The organism is Pseudomonas sp. P135, assembly GCF_020312125.1.
Taxonomy (GTDB): domain Bacteria; phylum Pseudomonadota; class Gammaproteobacteria; order Pseudomonadales; family Pseudomonadaceae; genus Aquipseudomonas; species Aquipseudomonas fragariae.
Genome location: NZ_JAGPYR010000008.1, coordinates 1 through 17,608, shown reverse-complemented (window position 1 = coordinate 17,608; position 17,608 = coordinate 1). Strand labels below are relative to the sequence as shown.

15 protein-coding genes and 1 pseudogene are annotated in these 17,608 nt (G+C 58.6%); 4 read left to right on the top strand and 12 right to left on the bottom strand.

From position 1 onward, the window contains the following. The first annotated feature begins 234 nt into the window (after positions 1-234). On the top strand, positions 235-1,563 hold the full coding sequence (locus KBY08_RS14125) for a sensor histidine kinase (RefSeq protein ID WP_003400519.1): 1,329 nt from the start codon (positions 235-237) through the stop codon (positions 1,561-1,563). Positions 1,564-1,681: 118 nt separating this feature from the next. Here KBY08_RS14125 and KBY08_RS14120 read toward each other — a convergent pair whose 3' ends face one another. After that, a complete protein-coding gene (locus KBY08_RS14120; RefSeq protein WP_111522316.1) occupies positions 1,682-2,308 on the bottom strand; it encodes a glutathione S-transferase in 627 nt (208 codons plus the stop codon). Positions 2,309-2,350: 42 nt separating this feature from the next. Further along, positions 2,351-3,247 carry a LysR substrate-binding domain-containing protein gene (locus KBY08_RS14115; RefSeq protein ID WP_024642688.1) on the bottom strand — a complete coding sequence of 299 codons (897 nt, stop codon included), beginning with the start codon at positions 3,245-3,247 and terminating at the stop codon, positions 2,351-2,353. Positions 3,248-3,405: 158 nt separating this feature from the next. Between KBY08_RS14115 and KBY08_RS14110 the strand changes: the two genes are divergently transcribed. The 3 genes from KBY08_RS14110 (at position 3,406) to KBY08_RS14100 (ending at position 7,206) form a co-directional block, all read left to right on the top strand. Continuing rightward, a complete protein-coding gene (locus KBY08_RS14110; RefSeq protein WP_024642689.1) occupies positions 3,406-4,971 on the top strand; it encodes an MFS transporter in 1,566 nt (521 codons plus the stop codon). Then, on the top strand, positions 4,968-5,945 hold the full coding sequence (locus KBY08_RS14105) for an LLM class oxidoreductase (RefSeq protein ID WP_011268189.1): 978 nt from the start codon (positions 4,968-4,970) through the stop codon (positions 5,943-5,945). Before KBY08_RS14110 ends, KBY08_RS14105 begins: the two co-directional genes overlap by 4 nt. Positions 5,946-6,027: 82 nt before the next feature. Then, positions 6,028-7,206: an LLM class flavin-dependent oxidoreductase gene (locus KBY08_RS14100; RefSeq protein WP_003400502.1), complete on the top strand. Its 1,179-nt coding sequence runs from the start codon at positions 6,028-6,030 to the stop codon at positions 7,204-7,206. A 51-nt stretch (positions 7,207-7,257) separates the two neighbouring features. Here KBY08_RS14100 and KBY08_RS14095 read toward each other — a convergent pair whose 3' ends face one another. From KBY08_RS14095 to KBY08_RS14050, 10 genes and pseudogenes are all read right to left on the bottom strand, one after another. Beyond that, complete coding sequence (locus KBY08_RS14095; RefSeq protein ID WP_024639604.1) at positions 7,258-8,115, bottom strand: DUF6282 family protein; 858 nt, start codon at positions 8,113-8,115, stop codon at positions 7,258-7,260. Then, positions 8,112-8,891, bottom strand: coding sequence for a hypothetical protein (locus tag KBY08_RS14090; protein WP_024639605.1), 780 nt, complete (start codon positions 8,889-8,891; stop codon positions 8,112-8,114). The genes KBY08_RS14095 and KBY08_RS14090 overlap by 4 nt, the downstream gene beginning before the upstream one ends. Positions 8,892-8,977: 86 nt before the next feature. After that, a complete protein-coding gene (locus KBY08_RS14085; protein WP_058821931.1) occupies positions 8,978-9,949 on the bottom strand; it encodes an NAD(P)H-dependent flavin oxidoreductase in 972 nt (323 codons plus the stop codon). Positions 9,950-10,026: 77 nt separating this feature from the next. Further along, positions 10,027-10,389, bottom strand: a complete 363-nt coding sequence (locus KBY08_RS14080) for an antibiotic biosynthesis monooxygenase (protein WP_177410937.1) — start codon at positions 10,387-10,389, stop codon at positions 10,027-10,029. Positions 10,390-10,423: 34 nt separating this feature from the next. Next, complete coding sequence (locus KBY08_RS14075) at positions 10,424-11,143, bottom strand: RraA family protein (RefSeq protein WP_058821932.1); 720 nt, start codon at positions 11,141-11,143, stop codon at positions 10,424-10,426. Then, positions 11,127-12,317, bottom strand: coding sequence for an isocitrate/isopropylmalate dehydrogenase family protein (locus KBY08_RS14070; protein ID WP_111522318.1), 1,191 nt, complete (start codon positions 12,315-12,317; stop codon positions 11,127-11,129). Before KBY08_RS14070 ends, KBY08_RS14075 begins: the two co-directional genes overlap by 17 nt. After that, positions 12,314-13,342, bottom strand: coding sequence for a nucleoid-structuring protein H-NS (locus KBY08_RS14065; protein ID WP_024651176.1), 1,029 nt, complete (start codon positions 13,340-13,342; stop codon positions 12,314-12,316). Before KBY08_RS14065 ends, KBY08_RS14070 begins: the two co-directional genes overlap by 4 nt. 278 nt (positions 13,343-13,620) lie before the next feature. Next, the gene (locus KBY08_RS14060) at positions 13,621-14,532 is read right to left on the bottom strand and encodes a LysR family transcriptional regulator (RefSeq protein WP_080267595.1); all 912 of its coding nucleotides are present in this window, start codon (positions 14,530-14,532) and stop codon (positions 13,621-13,623) included. A gap of 322 nt (positions 14,533-14,854) precedes the next feature. Then, on the bottom strand, positions 14,855-17,410 hold the full coding sequence (locus KBY08_RS14055; RefSeq protein ID WP_164920499.1) for a calcium-binding protein: 2,556 nt from the start codon (positions 17,408-17,410) through the stop codon (positions 14,855-14,857). Between the two features lie 59 nt (positions 17,411-17,469). Next, positions 17,470-17,608: pseudogene (locus KBY08_RS14050) on the bottom strand (hemolysin secretion protein D); the annotation flags it as partial.

The window sequence follows — 17,608 nt, the reverse complement described above, 5'->3', positions numbered from 1 at the left end:
CGTTATATAGACTGGAAGCACCGGCGATGACAATAAGAAGTGACTGTTCCGAGAGAGTTCGAACACGATCTTGACGCCCTTCGATTGCGCAGGACTGCTTCACTGCGTGTCGAACGAGCAACCTGAATAAAGGGGACACCGGCACGCCGAGCTGATTTATGCAGCGTATGCCTTGCTGCGCTCTATGGATCATAGGCATCATAAGACCTATTTCATCCGATCGCGGTGCGCCCCATGACCCACCACCCTGCGCCACTTCCCGCCAGCGAGGAAGAACGTGTCCTGTCCCTTGAGCATCTCAAGATACTGGACAGTGCTCCCGAGCAAGACTTCGACGACATTGTGCTGCTCGCGACAACACTGTGCGACGCGCCCATTGCGCTGGTCTCGCTGGTTGACCGAGAACGCCAGTGGTTCAAGGCCTGCATCGGCCTGGACGTGCAGGAGACGCATCGCGACCTGGCATTCTGCGCCCACGCCATCCTGCAGCCCTCCGATGTGCTGGTGGTGGAAGATGCAACCACCGATCCTCGCTTCAGAGAGAGCCCGCTGGTGCTGGGGCCTCCTTACATCCGCTTTTATGCGGGTGCGCCGATTCGTACCGAGGCCGGTCATGCACTGGGCACCGTCTGCGTGATCGATATCTGGCCGCGCGTACTGAGCGAACAGCAACGTCGTGCCCTGCTGGCACTGGCGCGGCAAACCGCAGCCCTGATGCAATACCGCCTGGTCTCGGAGCAACGTGACCAGCACGCCGCCGAGCTGGCACTGGGACTCGAAAGCGCACAGAGCCAAAGCCTGGCGCTGGAGCGCAACCTGCGCCAGTCGCAACGGGTGTCATCGCTGGGCATGCTCACGGCGAGCATCGCTCATGACTTCAACAACCTGCTCCAGGCACTGAGCGCCAGCCTGCAACTGATCCGCATGCGCTCACGCCGCCCGACGGACGTCGAAACGCTCAGTGATACCGGACTGCGGGCAGTGGATCACGGTCGCCAATTGGTAACTCGCCTGCTCAACAGCGTTCGCCAGGACGGTTCCGAACTGATCTGCATCGATGTCAGCGAACGGATCGATGCAGCCCGTGATCTTCTGTTGCGTTCGGCGGGCGACACGCTGGATCTGTCATTCGACTTATCCGCCCAGGGCTGGGGCGTGTTGTGCGCCGAAGCGCAATTGCATACCACCTTATTGAATCTCCTGAGCAATGCGCGTGATGCAATTTCAGGCCCCGGCAAGGTGCATATCTCGACCCGGCTGGAATCCGTCAAGGACGACCCGCAATTCCCGGAAGGCGATTATCTGGTACTCAGCGTGAAAGATAACGGTCCCGGCATGACAGCCGAGCTCAAGGAGCAGATCTTCGAACCTTTCTTCACGACCAGAAGTTCGGACCCGGGTGCCGGGCTTGGCCTTGTTCAGGTGCAGGAGTTTGCGGTAAATGCCGGCGGAGGCGCACGCGTTGAAACAGCACCGGGAAGCGGCACTACCGTGCATCTCTACTTGAGAATACTGGGCCCGATCAGTGCAACGAATGCACCAGCCCATATAACCGAACAATAACAACGGCTCATCGCCGGCGAGGCATGGTTACTTCAGATACCCGTTAAATAAAAATGGCCGGACATTCACTGTTCGGCTTTTTTATTTTCTAACCTGCTTCATCCTGTCGCCAGGTTCCTCAAGGCCAATGGCGTCGTATCACCTCGTTGACCAGCGGCTCGGCGTCAACCTGTAACAACAGCGCATGAAAATCCGGCCGGGTGTTACGCAGGTGCTCCCGCGTGCCACTCCATCGCGTCACGACAGAGGCCAGAATCTCCACTGCGCCGGGCGCATCGCAACGCCAGATCCCGGCATCACCAAACAGGTCGGCAAACGTCTCCCAGTGTTCATGCAACCGCGTCCGGGCGCCCGCTTCGAGCAGCCTCTCCAGATCATCGTCGGAACCTGCCAGCCAGCGCTGCGGGTAATCAATGATCCCGATGGCGGCGTAGCAATTGGCTGCAATGTAAACCAGCGCGCGTAGCGCTTGAGCACGCTGCGCGGACTTGCCAGGCAGAAGTCCGGAGTCGGGGTGCTCCAGGCCCAGATGAATCAGGATCGCCGCACTTTCAGTGAGGACCGCGCCATCGGCGAGTACCAGCGTGGGGACTTGCATCAACGGGTTGACCCGCCTCAACGCCTCCTTGCCAGCCCCCTCCTCCCAACCACAGGCTTCGCACAGGGTAAAAGGCACCGAGCAGCGCCGAAGCGCTATCTCGATCGCAGCCGAACCCGAACCTTGCGTGCCGAAAAGCGTGTACATAGCAGTGCTCCTTGCCAGGTGCTGCCGGCTCACTCCGCGCGGTTACACCGTCGGGGGAGCGAACAAATGGGCGTGCATGAAATCAATGAAGACTCGCAGGCGCAGCGAAAGATGCTTGCTGGACGGCCAGAGCAATCTGAACGTTCCGGTATGCACCGTGTAGTCATCCAGGACAGGTATCAGCTCGCCGTTGCGAATGGCCGATGAAATCATGAAGTCCGGCAGACAGGCAATTCCCAACCCGGCCCGCGCAACGTCCACCAGAATCTCGGTGGTATTACACACCATGGCCTGGGGTAACTCGAGATCGTCGACGCCTGCTTCACGACGCAGCGGCCAGTGTTCAAACCTTCCCGTGGAGGGAAACTTGTGCAACAGACAGGCGTGCTGACTCAGGTCCCCAGGATGCCGGGGTATACCGTGCCGGGCAAAATAGTCCGGAGCGCCGACAATGCGCAATTGGAAACTGCCCATCCGCTTCGACATCAGCCCAGAGTCACCGGGATCGCCGGTGCGTAACACGATATCGAAGCCCTCCTCAATGATATCGACCATGCGGTCCGAGAAATCGATGTCCAGTTCGATATCGGGATAGGTACGCATGAAGTCGATGATCACCGGCATCACCAGTCCGCTGACCAACGGCAAACTGATCCGCAACCTGCCCTTGGGCAAGTCTCTGGCATTGCTCAACTCCATTTCCGCCGCATCCAGCTCCGACAGGATCCGTCGGCAACGCTCCAGGAATATCGAGCCTTCCAGCGTCAGGGCGATACTGCGCGTACTGCGATGAAAAAGGCGGACGCCGAGGCTCTCCTCCAGACGGCCGATACTCTTGCCGATCCCCGACGAAGAGATGCCCAGGCGCTTTCCGGCCTGGGTAAAACTCCGTGTTTCGGCAACCAGAACGAACACGGCGATGCTTCCGAGCGATTCCAATACCCACTCCTATTCAGGACAACCTTGTCCCATACGTTCGGAACATAAGCCTGTTTTTGTTTGCGGGCGCAAGCCCTAATCTCCCGGCAGGGCGATCGCTCTTGGATAACCGCGTGCACCACGGCAAAACCCGGGCACGCTTCACAGGGACACTGCACATGACCACAGCACGCCAGGTTCCAACACAGCCCACCGCCGGGCGATGGGGACAACTGCTCGCCGCTTGCCTGACCGGCATTCTGATCCCGTTATGCTTCACAGGTCCTGCCGTGGTGCTGCCGTCGATAAACCAGGCGCTGGGTGGATCAGCCGTCGAGCTGACCTGGGTCATCAACGCCTACATCCTGACCTACGGCAGCGCGATGATGGCCGCCGGGAGCCTCACGGATATCTACGGCAGAAAACGCGTCTGGTTGATCGGGCTGGCGATATTCGTGCTCTCCACCTTCGCCATTCCGGCGGCCTCTTCCGTGGTCCAGATAGATTTGCTCAGACTGGTTCAAGGCCTGGGCGGCGCGGCAGCGTTCGCCGGGGCGATGTCGTCGCTTGCCCAGACCTTTCATGGCGCCGACCGTACCCGAGTCTTCAGCCTGCTGGGCACCACCTTCGGTATAGGTCTGGCCTTCGGCCCTCTGGCAGCCGGCTCGCTGGTGGATTCGGCTGGCTGGAAATGGTCATTCCATGCGACTGCACTCATCGGCGTCGCGGGATTTTTGCTGGTGCTGTTCAGCGCCACCGAGTCAAAGGATCCCGACGCCACGGGCATGGACTGGCCGGGCGCAATCAGTTTTACCGCAGCATTGACCCTGTTCACTTATGCAATTCTGCTCGCCCCTGAAGAGGGCTGGACCGATCCATTGGTGATGGGCGGCATCATCGGCTCACTGCTGCTGTTCTGGGTATTCATTGCGGTGGAGCGACGCGTCGCCCGTCCCATGCTGGATCTCTCGTTGTTCAAAAGCGCGCGCTTTGTCGGCGTGCAGATTCTTGCAGCCACTCCCGCATTTTTCTTTGTCGTGCTGATCATCATGCTGCCGGCGCGCTTCATTGGCATCGACGGCCTCAGCGCCCTTGAAACCGGGCAGATGATGACCGCGCTGGCCGCGCCCCTGCTGATCGTGCCCCTGCTTGCCGCGCAACTGGCACGTCGTTTCACGTCGGGACTGCTGTCCGGCGTCGGGCTGCTGCTGGTGGCGGCCGGACTGCTATGGCTGGCGCTGGCACTGGACAGCGGCGCGATCAGGACAGCGTTGCTGCCGATGGCCTTGATCGGTATCGGTATCGGCCTGCCCTGGGGGCTGATGGATGGCATGGCGATCAGCGTCGTCGAAAAGGAACGCGCCGGCATGGCCACCGGCATCTTCAATGCGGTGCGCGTTTCGGCGGACGGGATCGCTATCGCAATCGCCGGTGCCCTGCTGGCTACGTTCATTCAATGGGGACTTTTCGACGCACTCAAGGGTGTCTCACCTGATGCAGTCACCGAAGCGGCCAACCGCGCTGCCCTGGGCGATCTGCACAATGCGACAAGCCTGCTGTCCGGTCAGTCAGCGTTGCTGCACCAAGAGTACGTCAATGCATTCCGCAATCTGCTGTTCATTCTCAGCGCCGCCACCGTGCTGACGGCGGTGGCGGTCTTTGCCCTGCTTGGTCGCGTACGCGCTCATGAAGAACCGCCCATAGAGCCCTCCGACACGCTTGAACTGGCGGGTGAAACCAAGTGAGTCCCTATGAAATACCCGGCGCAAAGCGCCATCCCGCCTTTGCAAAGGTGTTCGCGCCGGGACATCTCACGTTCGGTCTGATCGCGCCACTGGAGGGCTACCCGGACTCCGCAGCACCGACCATGAAAGACCATCTGGCCCTCGCCATTCAGGCCGACAAGGCCGGTTTCGCCGCGCTGTGGCTGCGCGACGTACCGCTTCTCGATCCGGGGTTCGGCGACGCCGGTCAGGTGTTCGATCCTTTTGTCTACGCCGCGCTACTGTCTGCGGTCACCCGGCAAATCTGCATCGGCACGGCAGGCATCATATTGACGTTGCGCAATCCGCTGATGGTTGCCAAACAGGCGTGCAGCGTCGACGTGTTGCTCGAAGGACGCTTCCTGCTGGGTGTGTCTACAGGGGACAGGCCCGGCGAATATCCCGCGTTCGGCGAGCGTTTCGAGACCCGCGCAGAACGCTTCAGAGACGGCGTCGAACTGCTGCACGCGGTGACCGAGCAGTCTTTTCCAGTGTTCAAATCGCGTCATTACGGGCAACTCAATGGCACGCTGGATCTACTGCCGAAACCGGTTTTCGGGCGGCTGCCGATGCTTGCCATCGGCCGCTGTCAGCAGGACATCACATGGCTGGCCAATAACATGGACGGCTGGATATGGCATCAGAGCGGCTTCGACACCTTGCCTGAAGTGATCAATCACTGGCGCAGCGCCAATGAGCAGATGCAGTTCAAGCCCTACGGCTATGCGACGTTCTTCGACCTGGACGAGAACAAGGACGCGCCGATGAAAGTCGGCCGTGGAATCAGTACCGGGCGCAACGCCCTCATCGCCCTGTGGCAGCGTCAGCGGGAACAGGGTGTTTCGCATGTGGCGCTGAACCTCAAGCCACTGAGGCGTCCGGCCACAGAAGTGTTACAAGAGCTGGAAGAGTATGTGCTGCCGTACTTCCCGACCCGCCGGGGTGATCATGCCTGACCGAATACTTCGTCGGCACGGCCACCGCAGGTTCAGGATGTAGCAAGGACGAACGATCCAACTATCGACCTGGGAGGTCACGATGCGCGCTGAAAAATCCTATCCGATAAAAACCAACCCGATGCGCAGCAGCGCGAACAAGATACAGCTGGGTGTTTTCTCCACCAATACCGAGGGCGGCTGCACCGTCACCAACGCGCCTGAACGCCTGCGCGGAGACGATTGGGCAGGCAACCTGGAAATCGCCCGGATTGCCGACGATGCAGGGTTTGAAGCCTTCATACCGGTCGGCCGCTGGAAAGGTTTCGGCGGCACCAACAATACCGGCGGTGTCTGTTTCGAAACCTACACCTGGGCTGCCGGGATTGCAGCCCTGACCAGTCAGATCGCCGTGTTCACCACCTCGCACCTGCCCACCGTGCACCCGCTGTTCGCGGCCAAACAGGCGGTGACCATCGACCACATCAGCGGCGGGCGCTTCGGGCTGAATATCCTTTGCGGTTGGTATGGCGCGGAAATGCGCATGTTCAACGGCCATATGATGGAGCACGACAAACGCTACGACTACGCAGAAGAGTGGCTGCACATTGCAAAAAATGCCTGGGAGCAGCAGACCCCGTTCGACTTCAAAGGCGAGTATTTCAACATCTGCGGCGCAATCTCGCAGCCACAACCTCTGAATAAACCCTACCTGATCAACGCAGGGGGGTCGCCACGCGGCAAACTCTTCTGTGCAGAACATTGCGACGCCGCGTTCCTGATCGTCAAACATCTGGACGGCGAACAGGCCGTGCGTGAGCAGATTGCATCCTACAAGGACCTGGCGAAACAGAAGTTCGGCCGCGACATAAAGATATGGTGTTATGGCTATGTGGTGCAGAAGGACACGCAAGAGGAAGCAGACGCTTACCTGGACTATTACGCCAACCAGGTCGGTGACGATGAGGGCTGCGACATCATCACCGGCGAGCTGGGTATCCAGACCGGCATTTTCACCCCCGAAGACGCCGTGCGTTTCCGTTTCCATTTCAAGGCCGGATTCGCCGGGGTGCCACTGGTAGGCACACCCGAGAAGATCGTGGAGCTGTTCAGGAAATATTCTGACTGGGGGATCGACGGCATTGCCCTGACGTGGCTCGATTACCATGAGGGTATAAAGGACTTCGTGAGGGAAACACTGCCACTGATGGAGGACGCGGGCCTGCGTGAATCCAGGGTTGTGGAGGCGATGACTTCGAAGGTGTCCGCAGAAGTAGCCTGATGGCCGGGCCTCCCTGGCGGTGCTGGCCAGGGAGGCGCTTATCCGGACAGCTTAAAGGGCCAACATGCGTTGCGGATTCAGCAGCGTCACCTCGGTGCGGCGCTCGTCGCTCAAGCCGAACGCGTCGAACCACTGCCCGCTCAGCGACAGCCACTGGTGGACATCGATCTGACTGGTCTGCCCCAGGTCCGAGCTGTAGACCACATTGCCGACATGGCTCAACACATCGCTGAAATCCTGCCGGTCCTGATAACCCAGCAAGTACGTCAGTGCGGTCTGCTCGATGTAGACCGATGGCTCTGTGCCGATCAGCGCCAGCTCGGCCGCGTCAAGACCGGTCAACGGATTGGCAGGCTGATTGAGCATCAACCTTGGCACACCGATGCGCAGCGCTTCGTCGATCAGCGTCCTGACTTCATTGGCATCGGCATGCCCGGTCGAGATCACCAGCGGATAGTCACGCGCCATTCTCAGAATATCCAGCGTCTGTGGCGTCAGCCGGCCGTTGTCCGATGTCACTCTGGCAGGCTTGATGGGCTTGTCCCGCAACAGCGGATGGCTCAGGTTGCGGGTCAGCGTACTGGCATGCGTCCTGCCGGTCACGGTTGGCAAGTGAACCAGGAAACGCCCGGGCTCATCGCCACGCAAACACAGGCTGCGCTCGACCACACGGTAGTCGATGCCGCCGGCAATCTCGTTCAGCACCACCGAGCCGCTGACCGGAAACCCCTGATCGCGCGCTTCCCACGCCTGGGCTGCCGTACACCCCAGATGATTCTTCAGCACCACCCTGCCCTGCACCCGCGCGTAGCACCTGCCCGCCTCGATCGCACCATGACGACGAATGAACGCGTCAGGATTGGCGTGGTAATGCACATCAATGAAGTTCAGCGCATCGACCTGACTCATTGCACGCACTCCTGGCGGGTCATCAGGAACGTGTCGATGCTGTCCAGCACCTGCTGCAAGTCATCCGCCAGCGGACGCATCCCGCCGCCGTCTATGCACAATGAGCGCTGCTGCAGGCCACTGGTACGCAGTACATGGCGTGCACTCACCAATTGCGACTTTTCACCGAACACGCTCAACACGCGGCCCTGGTAATCGAGCAGACATTCACTGACATCGACACCAGCCAGCAACCTGAAACCCACTGTCAAGCGCTGCCCCTGCATCGAAAGCGTCGCGTCACTCTCGTCGCCGGCGAGGCCTACTCGTTCATGCGACTGCCCGTCAGGCAGTACCAGATTGTCCAGCAGATGCCTGGCTTGCTCGACATGCCCCTGTTCGGCCAGGTCCGCCATATGTCCCAGCCTGGAATCGAGTAACCCGTCGGCCTTGGCCGGGGAAGACAGCAGCAGCAAGGCAGGTGTCGACTGCAGAAATGAAGTGCCTGCCAGTGCCTGCGCCAATGCACCGCCCAAGGCAACGCCGACCAGTACATCCGGCACACCCCATGGCTCGAGCGCGCAGGCCCAGCGCTCGGTAAAGGCACCAAAGTCCTCACCCTGCATAACGGGCAGCGACAGGGAATCAAACACCGTGACCTGAAAACCGGCGGCGGTGAAGTGCTCGATCAGCGGCTGGGCAAATCCACCCTCGTCCCAGACCGGCATCACCGGTGACAGAATAAAGACGCGCGAATGCCCGACACCAAAGGTCCGGAAGGTCATGCAATGACTCATGGCTTTTGCTCCTGCAAAAAGAACCAGACCCGCCTTGTCAAGCGGGTCCGGTCGTTGCTCCATCGTGAGGGCTCAATCGTGAAGGCTCAGCGGGGCGTGCGAAGGCGTTCGACACTGGCGGCATACCCGCGCAGGGTCGACTCGATAATCCGTTGCGCAGGCAGCACTTCCTTGATCAGGTCCGCGACTTCGCCCGCCCAGATGGCCCGGATACTGACATCATCGGCCGCCAGCGCGGCTTCATAGTCCAGGCGCAGTTGACCGGCTGAGGCAGCGAAAGCCTGCTCCTCACCCGCCCAGCTAGCGGAAAAGTCATTGCCGATCACGCGTCCGCTGTAGCCCTCCGGCCAGTCGATGCCGCGCACCTGATCAAAGATCCGGGTTCGCACCGTATCGCTCGCAACCGCCTGCAGCAGTCGCTGCTTTACCCGTTCGGAAGGCAGTGCCTCCTGCGAAGCCAGAAAACGCGTGCCCATCATCACGCCGTCCATGCCCAGCGCCAGCGCAGCAGCCATGCCGCGCCCATCGGCGATCCCGCCGGCACCGATCAGCACGACATGCTCACCCACCGCGTCGCGGACCGCCGGGAACAGCGGCAATGAAGCGCGGCGCAAACTGTGACCACCCGCCTCGGCGCCTTGTACGATCAGCGCATCGGCACCAGCGTCCAGCGCTTCAAGCGCCTGATCGACGTCGTGCACCTGAACGATGACTTTGGCATTGGCCTGATGGATGGGCCTGACGAAAGGGCGTACATCACCAAACGACAGGGCAACCACCGCCGGACGATACTCCAGCGCCAGGTGAAGCAATTCGAACTGTTTGGCCACGGTAAACATGACCAGGCCTACGCCCCAGGGTTGCTGCACCTCGCGCATCATCTCCAGTTCACGCGCCATCCATTGCGGGTCGCCGTAACTGGCACCCACCAGGCCAAGGCCACCGGCACGGGAAACCGCAGCCGCCAGACGCCCACCGGACGCGCCGCCCATGGGCGCCAGAATCAGCGGGTGGTCAATACCCAGAAGTGAGGTCAGTGCTGTATTGATCGTGGTCATCGCATAATCCCTGTGCAAATCCGAGTGAATGTCAGACGAAGGCGGCCTGTGCGCCGCCCTCTTCTGCCGGTCGTGGCTCAGCCGGCCTTCTGTAAGGCAATTTCAGGGGTGATGTACTCGGCCACGTTGTACAGGTGATATTCCCAGGTGCCGGTTTCTTTCAACCGCGAGTAACGCGACAGAAACTCTGCGTCGCTAAACAGCGACTCGAACTGGCTGCGATCGCTCCATTGCGCCTGATTGATGACGGTCTTGCCGTCGGTGCTTCTCATCAATCGGCTCCATTTGAAGGCACTGTAAGTGCGTGCCACGTAGCTGACGGTTTCTTCGAGAATCTGAATGGCCAGATCCTGAGCCCCCTCGTTTACCTGTACGACATTGACCAGATAGACCGCGTTGTCATCGGTGACGGATTGAGCGTCGAACAATTCCATTTTCATCATCATTTCCATTCAAGTGGGAAGGCAGATCGGTTCACGCCTGTGAAGGCACAGCGACGCTGACTTTTTCAGCGTCAGTCAGCCAGGGCTGGTCGTATCGATAGGTGCTGCGGGCTTTTTCCAGGGGCCAGCCAGCCGATATGGCTTCAATGATGCTGCGCTCTGTGTGCTCGATCGCCTGGGCACGGCGTACGACCTCGACGGCCAGTTGCTGTGGAATCACCACGCACCCGCTGCCATCACACACCAGAAGGTCGCCGGGCCGGACCGCTACGCCAGCGATGAGCAGAGGCACCTGTACAGCCTGAAGTCGAGCGCGATTCTTTGCTGACTGCATGAAACGTCCGCGACTGAACAATGGGTAACTGCACTCGATGACCGTATCGATATCGCGTGCCACGCCATCGATCACGGTGCCCTTGATGCCATTGGCCAACGCGAAGCGGGTCATGATATCGCCCCATACCGTGCAGTCCTGGCGTCCGTTGTTTGAGGAGACAATCACCGCACCCGCAGGTACGTGATCGATATAGTTGGCAGCACCCTTGAAGGCCGCAGAGGCATCGACCGGCTCGTACTGCACGGTAAATGCGATACCTACGCAACGAGTGCCAGGTACTTGCGAGGCAATACCCGAAAGCCCACCTTGGATCCCCAGGCTGTCCAGCGCGTCAGACAAGGACGCAGTGTCGAGATGTTCACATGCCTCCAGCACGGCTTGCGCAATGGGTACAGCTTCAAAGTGCGCTGACATGACGTTCTCCCTGTGCTGCAACCTGTTCGTTGCCATACCCGAACGTGCGGGACTGCAACTCGATGCACTGTTGAACGATCGCGTCGCCCACCTGGGCCGTGGAATGGGAACCGCCAAGGTCATACGTGCGTGTGGATGTACGAGAAACCAGGCTGACGGCCTGGCTGATACACGCCGACTCGGCCGGGAACCCCAAATGCTCCAGCATCAGTGCGATGGCCATGAACATCGCGCCGGGGTTGGCCTTGTTCAACCCCGCATGGGCAGGAGCGCTGCCGTGTACCGGTTCGAAATAAGCCCCTGAATTGCCGAAGTTGCCACTGGGCGCAAACCCCAGGCCTCCCATGACTCCGGCGCCGAGATCGGAAAGAATATCGCCGAACATGTTCTCGGCAACGATCACCCCGAACCGCTCGGGACGCTGCACCATCCACAGGGCAACCGCATCGACATTCTCGATGACCCCGGTCACGTCCGGATACCGCTGAGCTGTTGCTTCGAAGATGCCCCGTGCAAAGGCGCTGCTGTGCCGCAGGACCATGGGTTTGTCGACAAACGTGACCCGCGTGAAGTGGTTCTTGCGGGCGTACTCGAAGGCGTATTCGAAAATACGCGTCAGGCCACTTCGCGTCTGCAGGCGCAACGTCACCGTCGCATCATCCTGCCCTTCTCGCTGCCACGCCGCGCCGAGGGCTTCCCGCTCTTCGAGCAGCGGCACCAGTGCATCCGGGATACAACCGAAGTCCAGCCCCGCATAAAGCCCTTCGGTGTTTTCCCTGATCACGACAAAGCGAAATCTGTTTTCGCCAGTCATGTCACTGACCGGGCGGACATTGGCGTACAGGTCGAGATTCTGCCTGAGCTGAATGACCGGACTGACATAGCGGCGGTTCTGGCCCTGAAGCGCCAGTGGCAACTCTGCTTCGGCCTCTGCTAGAGGTTTGCTGGTGATTGCGCCAAGCAATGTCGCATCGCAACTGGCCATGATCTCCCAGGTCCGGGCCGGAACGGTTTCCCCCTCGGCCCTCCAGCATTGCCAACCTATGTCCGCCGGTACCAGATCGAACGGCAGGTTCAGCGCCGCAATCACCGGAAGCGCCGCCTCCATGACTTCAATACCGATCCCGTCACCGGGCAAGACACATATGCGCTTTCGGAGCATTTGAGTGGTCATAGCGCGACTCCCTTCGCGCCGTTCGGCAAGCCGGTGGCGATGGTCGACAACACCGCTCGCGGCGCGAGGCGCGCCACCTTGTCCTGCTGATACATGACCTCGATCGCTCGGTACTCGGAGGTCAACTGAAAGCGCTCGAGGGTGTCGCGCACGCGTTGACTGCTGTCATAGGGGAAGTTGTAAGTGCCCAGAATGACATCCATCAGCGGGCTGGGCATATTGTTGTGCGGTACCGCGCGGGCCGTGGCTTCCGACAGTTCCATCACTTTCACCAGGTCATAACCATGACTGACGCCCGTACGCTCCAGGTAGGCAACCAGCATACTCAGGTGAAGATTGCCGGCCCCTTTGCCCATGCCGCATATGGACGTGTCGATGTATTCAGCGCCGGCTTCTATGGCGGCCGCTGCATTCGCCAGCGCCAACGACAGATTGTTATGCGCGTGAAAGCCCAGCGGCACCAACAGCCGGCTTGAGAGACGACTGAACAGTCGGTCTACATCGGCTGGCAACATGTGGCCATTGGAATCCGCACAGCAAACGATATCTGCACCGGCACCCTCCGCGCGCACTGCCGTATCAAGCACGCTGCCTGGCGTCTGCGAGGTGACATGCGTCACATTGGCGCTGACGCTGAAGCCGTGATCGCGAGCCAGCGACAAGGTCACAAGCCCCTCATCCAGTTGATCGCGCCTCAAACAGACGCGGATCATCGAAACGCCCTGCTCCTTGAGCATGGCGAAGTCATCCGTGGTGATGTTTCTGGGGTGAACCATGACGGCCAGTTCGATACGGCCGTTGGCCGCCTGCGCAATCTTTTCAATGAAGCCTGCGCCTACATCACTGGTCAGACCGTGCTCGCCTTTCGGGGCGAAGGATCCTTTGCAATAACCAATTTCGCAGAGGTCGACACCCGCACTGGCCAAGCCAGCGACCACTATCTGCGCCTGATCTTCTGTGAAGTTGAAGTTGTTCCGATAACCACCGTCACGCAAGGTAACGTCGAGAATTTTTACGTCGGCCATGAGAATCTCCGGCTGTCCTTAGGGTGTCATCAGGGTGCTTGAGATGGTCTTGCCACTGCTTGAGTTTTTATAATTATCCAACAGCGCGCCATCTAACAAACCTTGCCGAGCCGACACCTTAACGTCTCGGAGTTTCGAGTCATGAACTGCTCCACTCGATATTGATCCTCGTCAAAACAGCCGAACTTGTAAACTGTCGATATTTGATGAGGGGATGGGAATTTTTTCACCGCAAGACTGTTTTACCGCCAACATGACCAGCGCGAACTCAGGCCTGCCTAGAGATAACAGCTTTCCACATAATTCATGGCAGCCTGGATGGAAGCCACCGCGCGCAAGTCTTCATGCACGCCGAGCCAGACATCGACTTCCAGCGGAGCCGACAACTCCACCCGGCACAGACGATTATTATCCTCTACGGCAAAACTGGGCAGTAACGCGATGCCCACACCGGTTTCCGCAGCACGAATTTGCAACTCCACCGTTTTGGCCTCCAGCACAAAGGGTCGATCACCGACGATATCCCTCAACCAACCGTTCTGACTGTCACTCATCAGTTCATTGTCATAAGCAATAAACTCGTAATGCTCCGGAGGGCGTTGCTCCAGATAAAAACGTGCGCAATAAAATGAAAAGGAAGCCGTGCCAATCCGCCGCGCGACGATACCGCTTTCAACAGGTCTGGAAAACCGTATACACAGGTCAGACTGGCAGCTGGATAACGACGAATACTGATGATCGCCCAACAACCGCAACACAATACCGGGATGCATCGCCCGAAACGCCCCCAATTGCGGCACCAACTTCTCGACCGCCACCGACGGCGGCGCACTGATGGTCACCTCCACACCCTGCACCACCTGAGCCGCAACCGCGAGACGGCCAACAGCCTGAGTCTGCGCCTCGATCTGTCGCCCGATCGCCGCCACACGCCGTCCCTCATCCGTCAGTTCGTACAACCGCTTGCGACGATCGACAAGCTTTACATTCAGAGACTTCTCCAGCGAAGCGATACGGCGTGACACAGTGGCGTGCTCCACACCCAGCATCCTTGCAGCGCCACTCAGGGAGCTGACCGTGGAAAACATCACGAAGTAACGCAGGTCCTCCCAGTCAAAACAGATCCTGGGGTTTCTGAACAGGTTATTAACCTCGAAGGTAGCCGATCCATCCACTGGAGTCATTGTCATCCAAGCCTTATCCTTATGCGGTTCGTGCGAATAGGTAGTTCTGTTATGTTTTAAACCGAGCATTGGCAGGTGCGTGGAACGATAAGGATAAGGCTGACAACTTCCTCAGGCCCGAATAGCGAGCGGGTGCCGCTGGGTAGTTTAGTTTATTGAGGGGTGGGTATTGCGGAGTGGGGTTCGGATGATTGGGGACGGGGGTGTCCGGAGTCGTTTCTTTAGGTTATAACTAGCTGTATGAGTGTTTAGCTCACTCGCGCAACGTATTAATGATAGAAAACGCTTCAGGCTGCCGCACCTCCGGGTACGACAGCCTGAATTACTGTTATTGCCAGTTGCTCGCAATCACCACGTTCAACGAAGCCTGGTAACTCTCAGACAGCTTAAGTTCACCGGCAGCAGGCGGTGCGAAAGCCGCCATGGCCTCTACCAGTTGATCAACCTGCCCTCCCAGCAGGACCTTGCCATCATCAGTGCGAAACTGCTCGATCTGCTGAGCCTTCTCCCAACTGCCAGCGCCCCAGAATGACCAGTTGGATACCGTCACTTTATCAGCCGTGCCGATGACACCGACTTCCAGATCCCAACCGTTTTTGCTGAACCACAGTTGATCAGCAGCGATACCGGCACCGAACTGCAGCACGTCGGTGTTTGCATCAGGATCAAAATCATTAATTACATCCTGACCGTCGCCCCGCTCGAATTGGTAGAGATCGTTACCCCGACCGCCATCAAGCTGATCATTGCCGGTTCCACCTGTCAGAGTGTCGTTGCCTGCATCACCGTAAAGCCGGTCATTACCAGCCCCTCCCGACAGGATGTCGTTGCCGCCCAGCCCGTTGATTTCATCGTCGCCATCAAGACCGCTCAACGAATCCGCCAGCGCATCATTGCCGTAAAGAACATCGTTGCCCTGACTGGCCGTACCACTGCTCATCGCCCTGATCGCATCAATGCCCCAAGTTGTTCCATCGGAGAACTGAATCTGTTCGACCTGGGTCGACGTATTTGAGAACCATCCAGACACCGTAAGCTTGTCGGCTGACCCAGCGATGCCTACATACAGGTCGTACGCACTGCGGCTGAGCTGGATATCGGCAGGCGTGAGACTGTCGGAGACCCTGATGACATCCAGATTGCCTGCAGAACTGTCGTAATCACTGATCCAGTCCTGCCCGGCCCCACGATAGAAAAGATAGGTGTCATTGCCAGCATCACCATAAAGGTTGTCATTGCCGACGCCACCATCAAGGGTGTCCGCACCTGCACCACCATAAAGCGTGTCGTTGCCGGCGCCACCATCAAGGGTATCCGCACCTGCACCACCGTAAAGCGTGTCGTTGCCGGCACCGCCATTGAGCGTGTCATTACCCGACAGACCGTAAAGTGTATCGTCCCCCCCCAATCCGTTCAGGGTATCTGCGACAGATTCCTCCCCTTGCAGGACGTCGTTGCCTTCAGTTGCAACGCCTTTGACCATCGCGTTCAGGGTGGCTACATCCCAGAGTGTGCCATCCGCAAACTGAACCTGTTCGACCTGCGAATCGGCAGAATAAAACCAGTCACGAACCGTTATCTTGTCCGATGTACCGATAATCGCCAGCTCAAGATTGTTTCCTGCGCGCGAAACCTTGATATCGGTTGAAACAATACCTGGTGCCAGTTTGAGCGTGTCGATATTGCCAGCGGTCCAGTCGCGATCATTGATCACATCCTGACCGCCGCCACGCTGAAACAGATACGTGTCATTGCCGGAGCCGCCATAAAGCATGTCATTACCAGCGCCACCATCCAGCGTATCTAACCCCATTCCGCCATCAAGCAAGTCATCGCCTGCGCCGCCCAGAAGCACGTCGTTGCCAGCAAGACCATAGATCTGATCGTTACCACCCAACCCATCGAGCTGCTCACTGGTCTCGTCTCCATAGATTGTTTCTGCTCCTTCACTGGCCACGACCCGCGAAAGACGCTTGAGATCGCTAACCGACCAGACTGTCCCGTCAGCAAATTCGACTCGTTCAACCTGATAACCGGAATCGGTATAACTGTAGATCTTCATCCAGTCAGTGGTGCCCTTTATGGAGAGATAAAGATCTGTGTTCTCTCTCCTCACGACGACATCGTCAGGAATAATGTCGGCAGCCACTTTAATGGTATCTGCATTACCAGCGGTCGTATCAAACTCGCTGATCGTGTCCTGCCCCATCCCTCTGTAGAACAGATAAGTGTCATTGCCACGAGACCCCGACAAGTAATCATTACCGGCACCGCCGTCCAGGGTGTCATCGCCATCATCACCACTGAGGGAATCGTTGCCTGCCCCGCCGTTCAATGTGTCGTTGCCTGTGCCTCCATTCAAGGTGTCGTTACCCTCACCTCCGCTCAACAAATCATTGCCTTCCTCACCATACAACTTGTCATTACCATTGAGGCCATCGAGCACATCATCCCCGACATCGCCATACAAGGTATCAGCCGTATCACTGGCCACGCCACGAGTCATGGTTTTCAGGGTATCGATATCCCATACCGTCCCATCGGCAAACTCGACACGCTCCACCTGATAGTTGATGTTATTGAAGAACGTGACCGACATTTTGTCAGTCGTTCCCTTTATCGAAAGATACAGGTAGGTACCATCGCGACTAACCGTCACATCGGCGGGCGCAATATCGGCTGCTACCTTGATCGTATCGATATTGCCAACGGTCCAGTCGAAATCAGTGACCGTGTCCTGCCCCATGCCTCGGTAAAAAAGATAGGTGTCATTGCCAAGGCCGCCAGACAGCCTGTCGTTGCCCGCACCGCCATCCAGTATGTCATTGGCCGACGTGCCATAAAGCCAATCATCGCCACTCTGCCCGTTGATAATAGTTGCCATTGTATCGCCCATGAGTCAGTACCGATTGAGTTACTGTTATTAATCCAGATTTCCACTTACTACCGCTCCCTGAAACTCTCCGACGCATGCTGCTGCAACGGACTCAGGAAATACTCAATCACCCGCCGCTTGTTCGTCGTCACTTCCGCCGTCACCGCCATGCCCGGCGACAACTTGATGTCCACGCCATTCACATTC

What these genes read in the sequence shown, in the direction of transcription:
- KBY08_RS14080 (WP_177410937.1), bottom strand. Translation starts at nt 10,389, where the DNA reads ATGAAAATGGAATTGTTCGACGCTCAATCCGTCACCGATGACAACGCG.
- KBY08_RS14060 (WP_080267595.1), bottom strand. Translation starts at nt 14,532, where the DNA reads ATGACAATGACTCCAGTGGATGGATCGGCTACCTTCGAGGTTAATAAC.
- KBY08_RS14090 (WP_024639605.1), bottom strand. Translation starts at nt 8,891, where the DNA reads ATGAGTCATTGCATGACCTTCCGGACCTTTGGTGTCGGGCATTCGCGC.
- KBY08_RS14095 (WP_024639604.1), bottom strand. Translation starts at nt 8,115, where the DNA reads ATGAGTCAGGTCGATGCGCTGAACTTCATTGATGTGCATTACCACGCC.
- KBY08_RS14120 (WP_111522316.1), bottom strand. Translation starts at nt 2,308, where the DNA reads ATGTACACGCTTTTCGGCACGCAAGGTTCGGGTTCGGCTGCGATCGAG.
- KBY08_RS14110 (WP_024642689.1), top strand. Translation starts at nt 3,406, where the DNA reads ATGACCACAGCACGCCAGGTTCCAACACAGCCCACCGCCGGGCGATGG.
- KBY08_RS14085 (WP_058821931.1), bottom strand. Translation starts at nt 9,949, where the DNA reads ATGACCACGATCAATACAGCACTGACCTCACTTCTGGGTATTGACCAC.
- KBY08_RS14100 (WP_003400502.1), top strand. Translation starts at nt 6,028, where the DNA reads ATGCGCGCTGAAAAATCCTATCCGATAAAAACCAACCCGATGCGCAGC.
- KBY08_RS14055 (WP_164920499.1), bottom strand. Translation starts at nt 17,410, where the DNA reads ATGGCAACTATTATCAACGGGCAGAGTGGCGATGATTGGCTTTATGGC.
- KBY08_RS14065 (WP_024651176.1), bottom strand. Translation starts at nt 13,342, where the DNA reads ATGGCCGACGTAAAAATTCTCGACGTTACCTTGCGTGACGGTGGTTAT.
- KBY08_RS14075 (WP_058821932.1), bottom strand. Translation starts at nt 11,143, where the DNA reads ATGTCAGCGCACTTTGAAGCTGTACCCATTGCGCAAGCCGTGCTGGAG.
- KBY08_RS14125 (WP_003400519.1), top strand. Translation starts at nt 235, where the DNA reads ATGACCCACCACCCTGCGCCACTTCCCGCCAGCGAGGAAGAACGTGTC.
- KBY08_RS14070 (WP_111522318.1), bottom strand. Translation starts at nt 12,317, where the DNA reads ATGACCACTCAAATGCTCCGAAAGCGCATATGTGTCTTGCCCGGTGAC.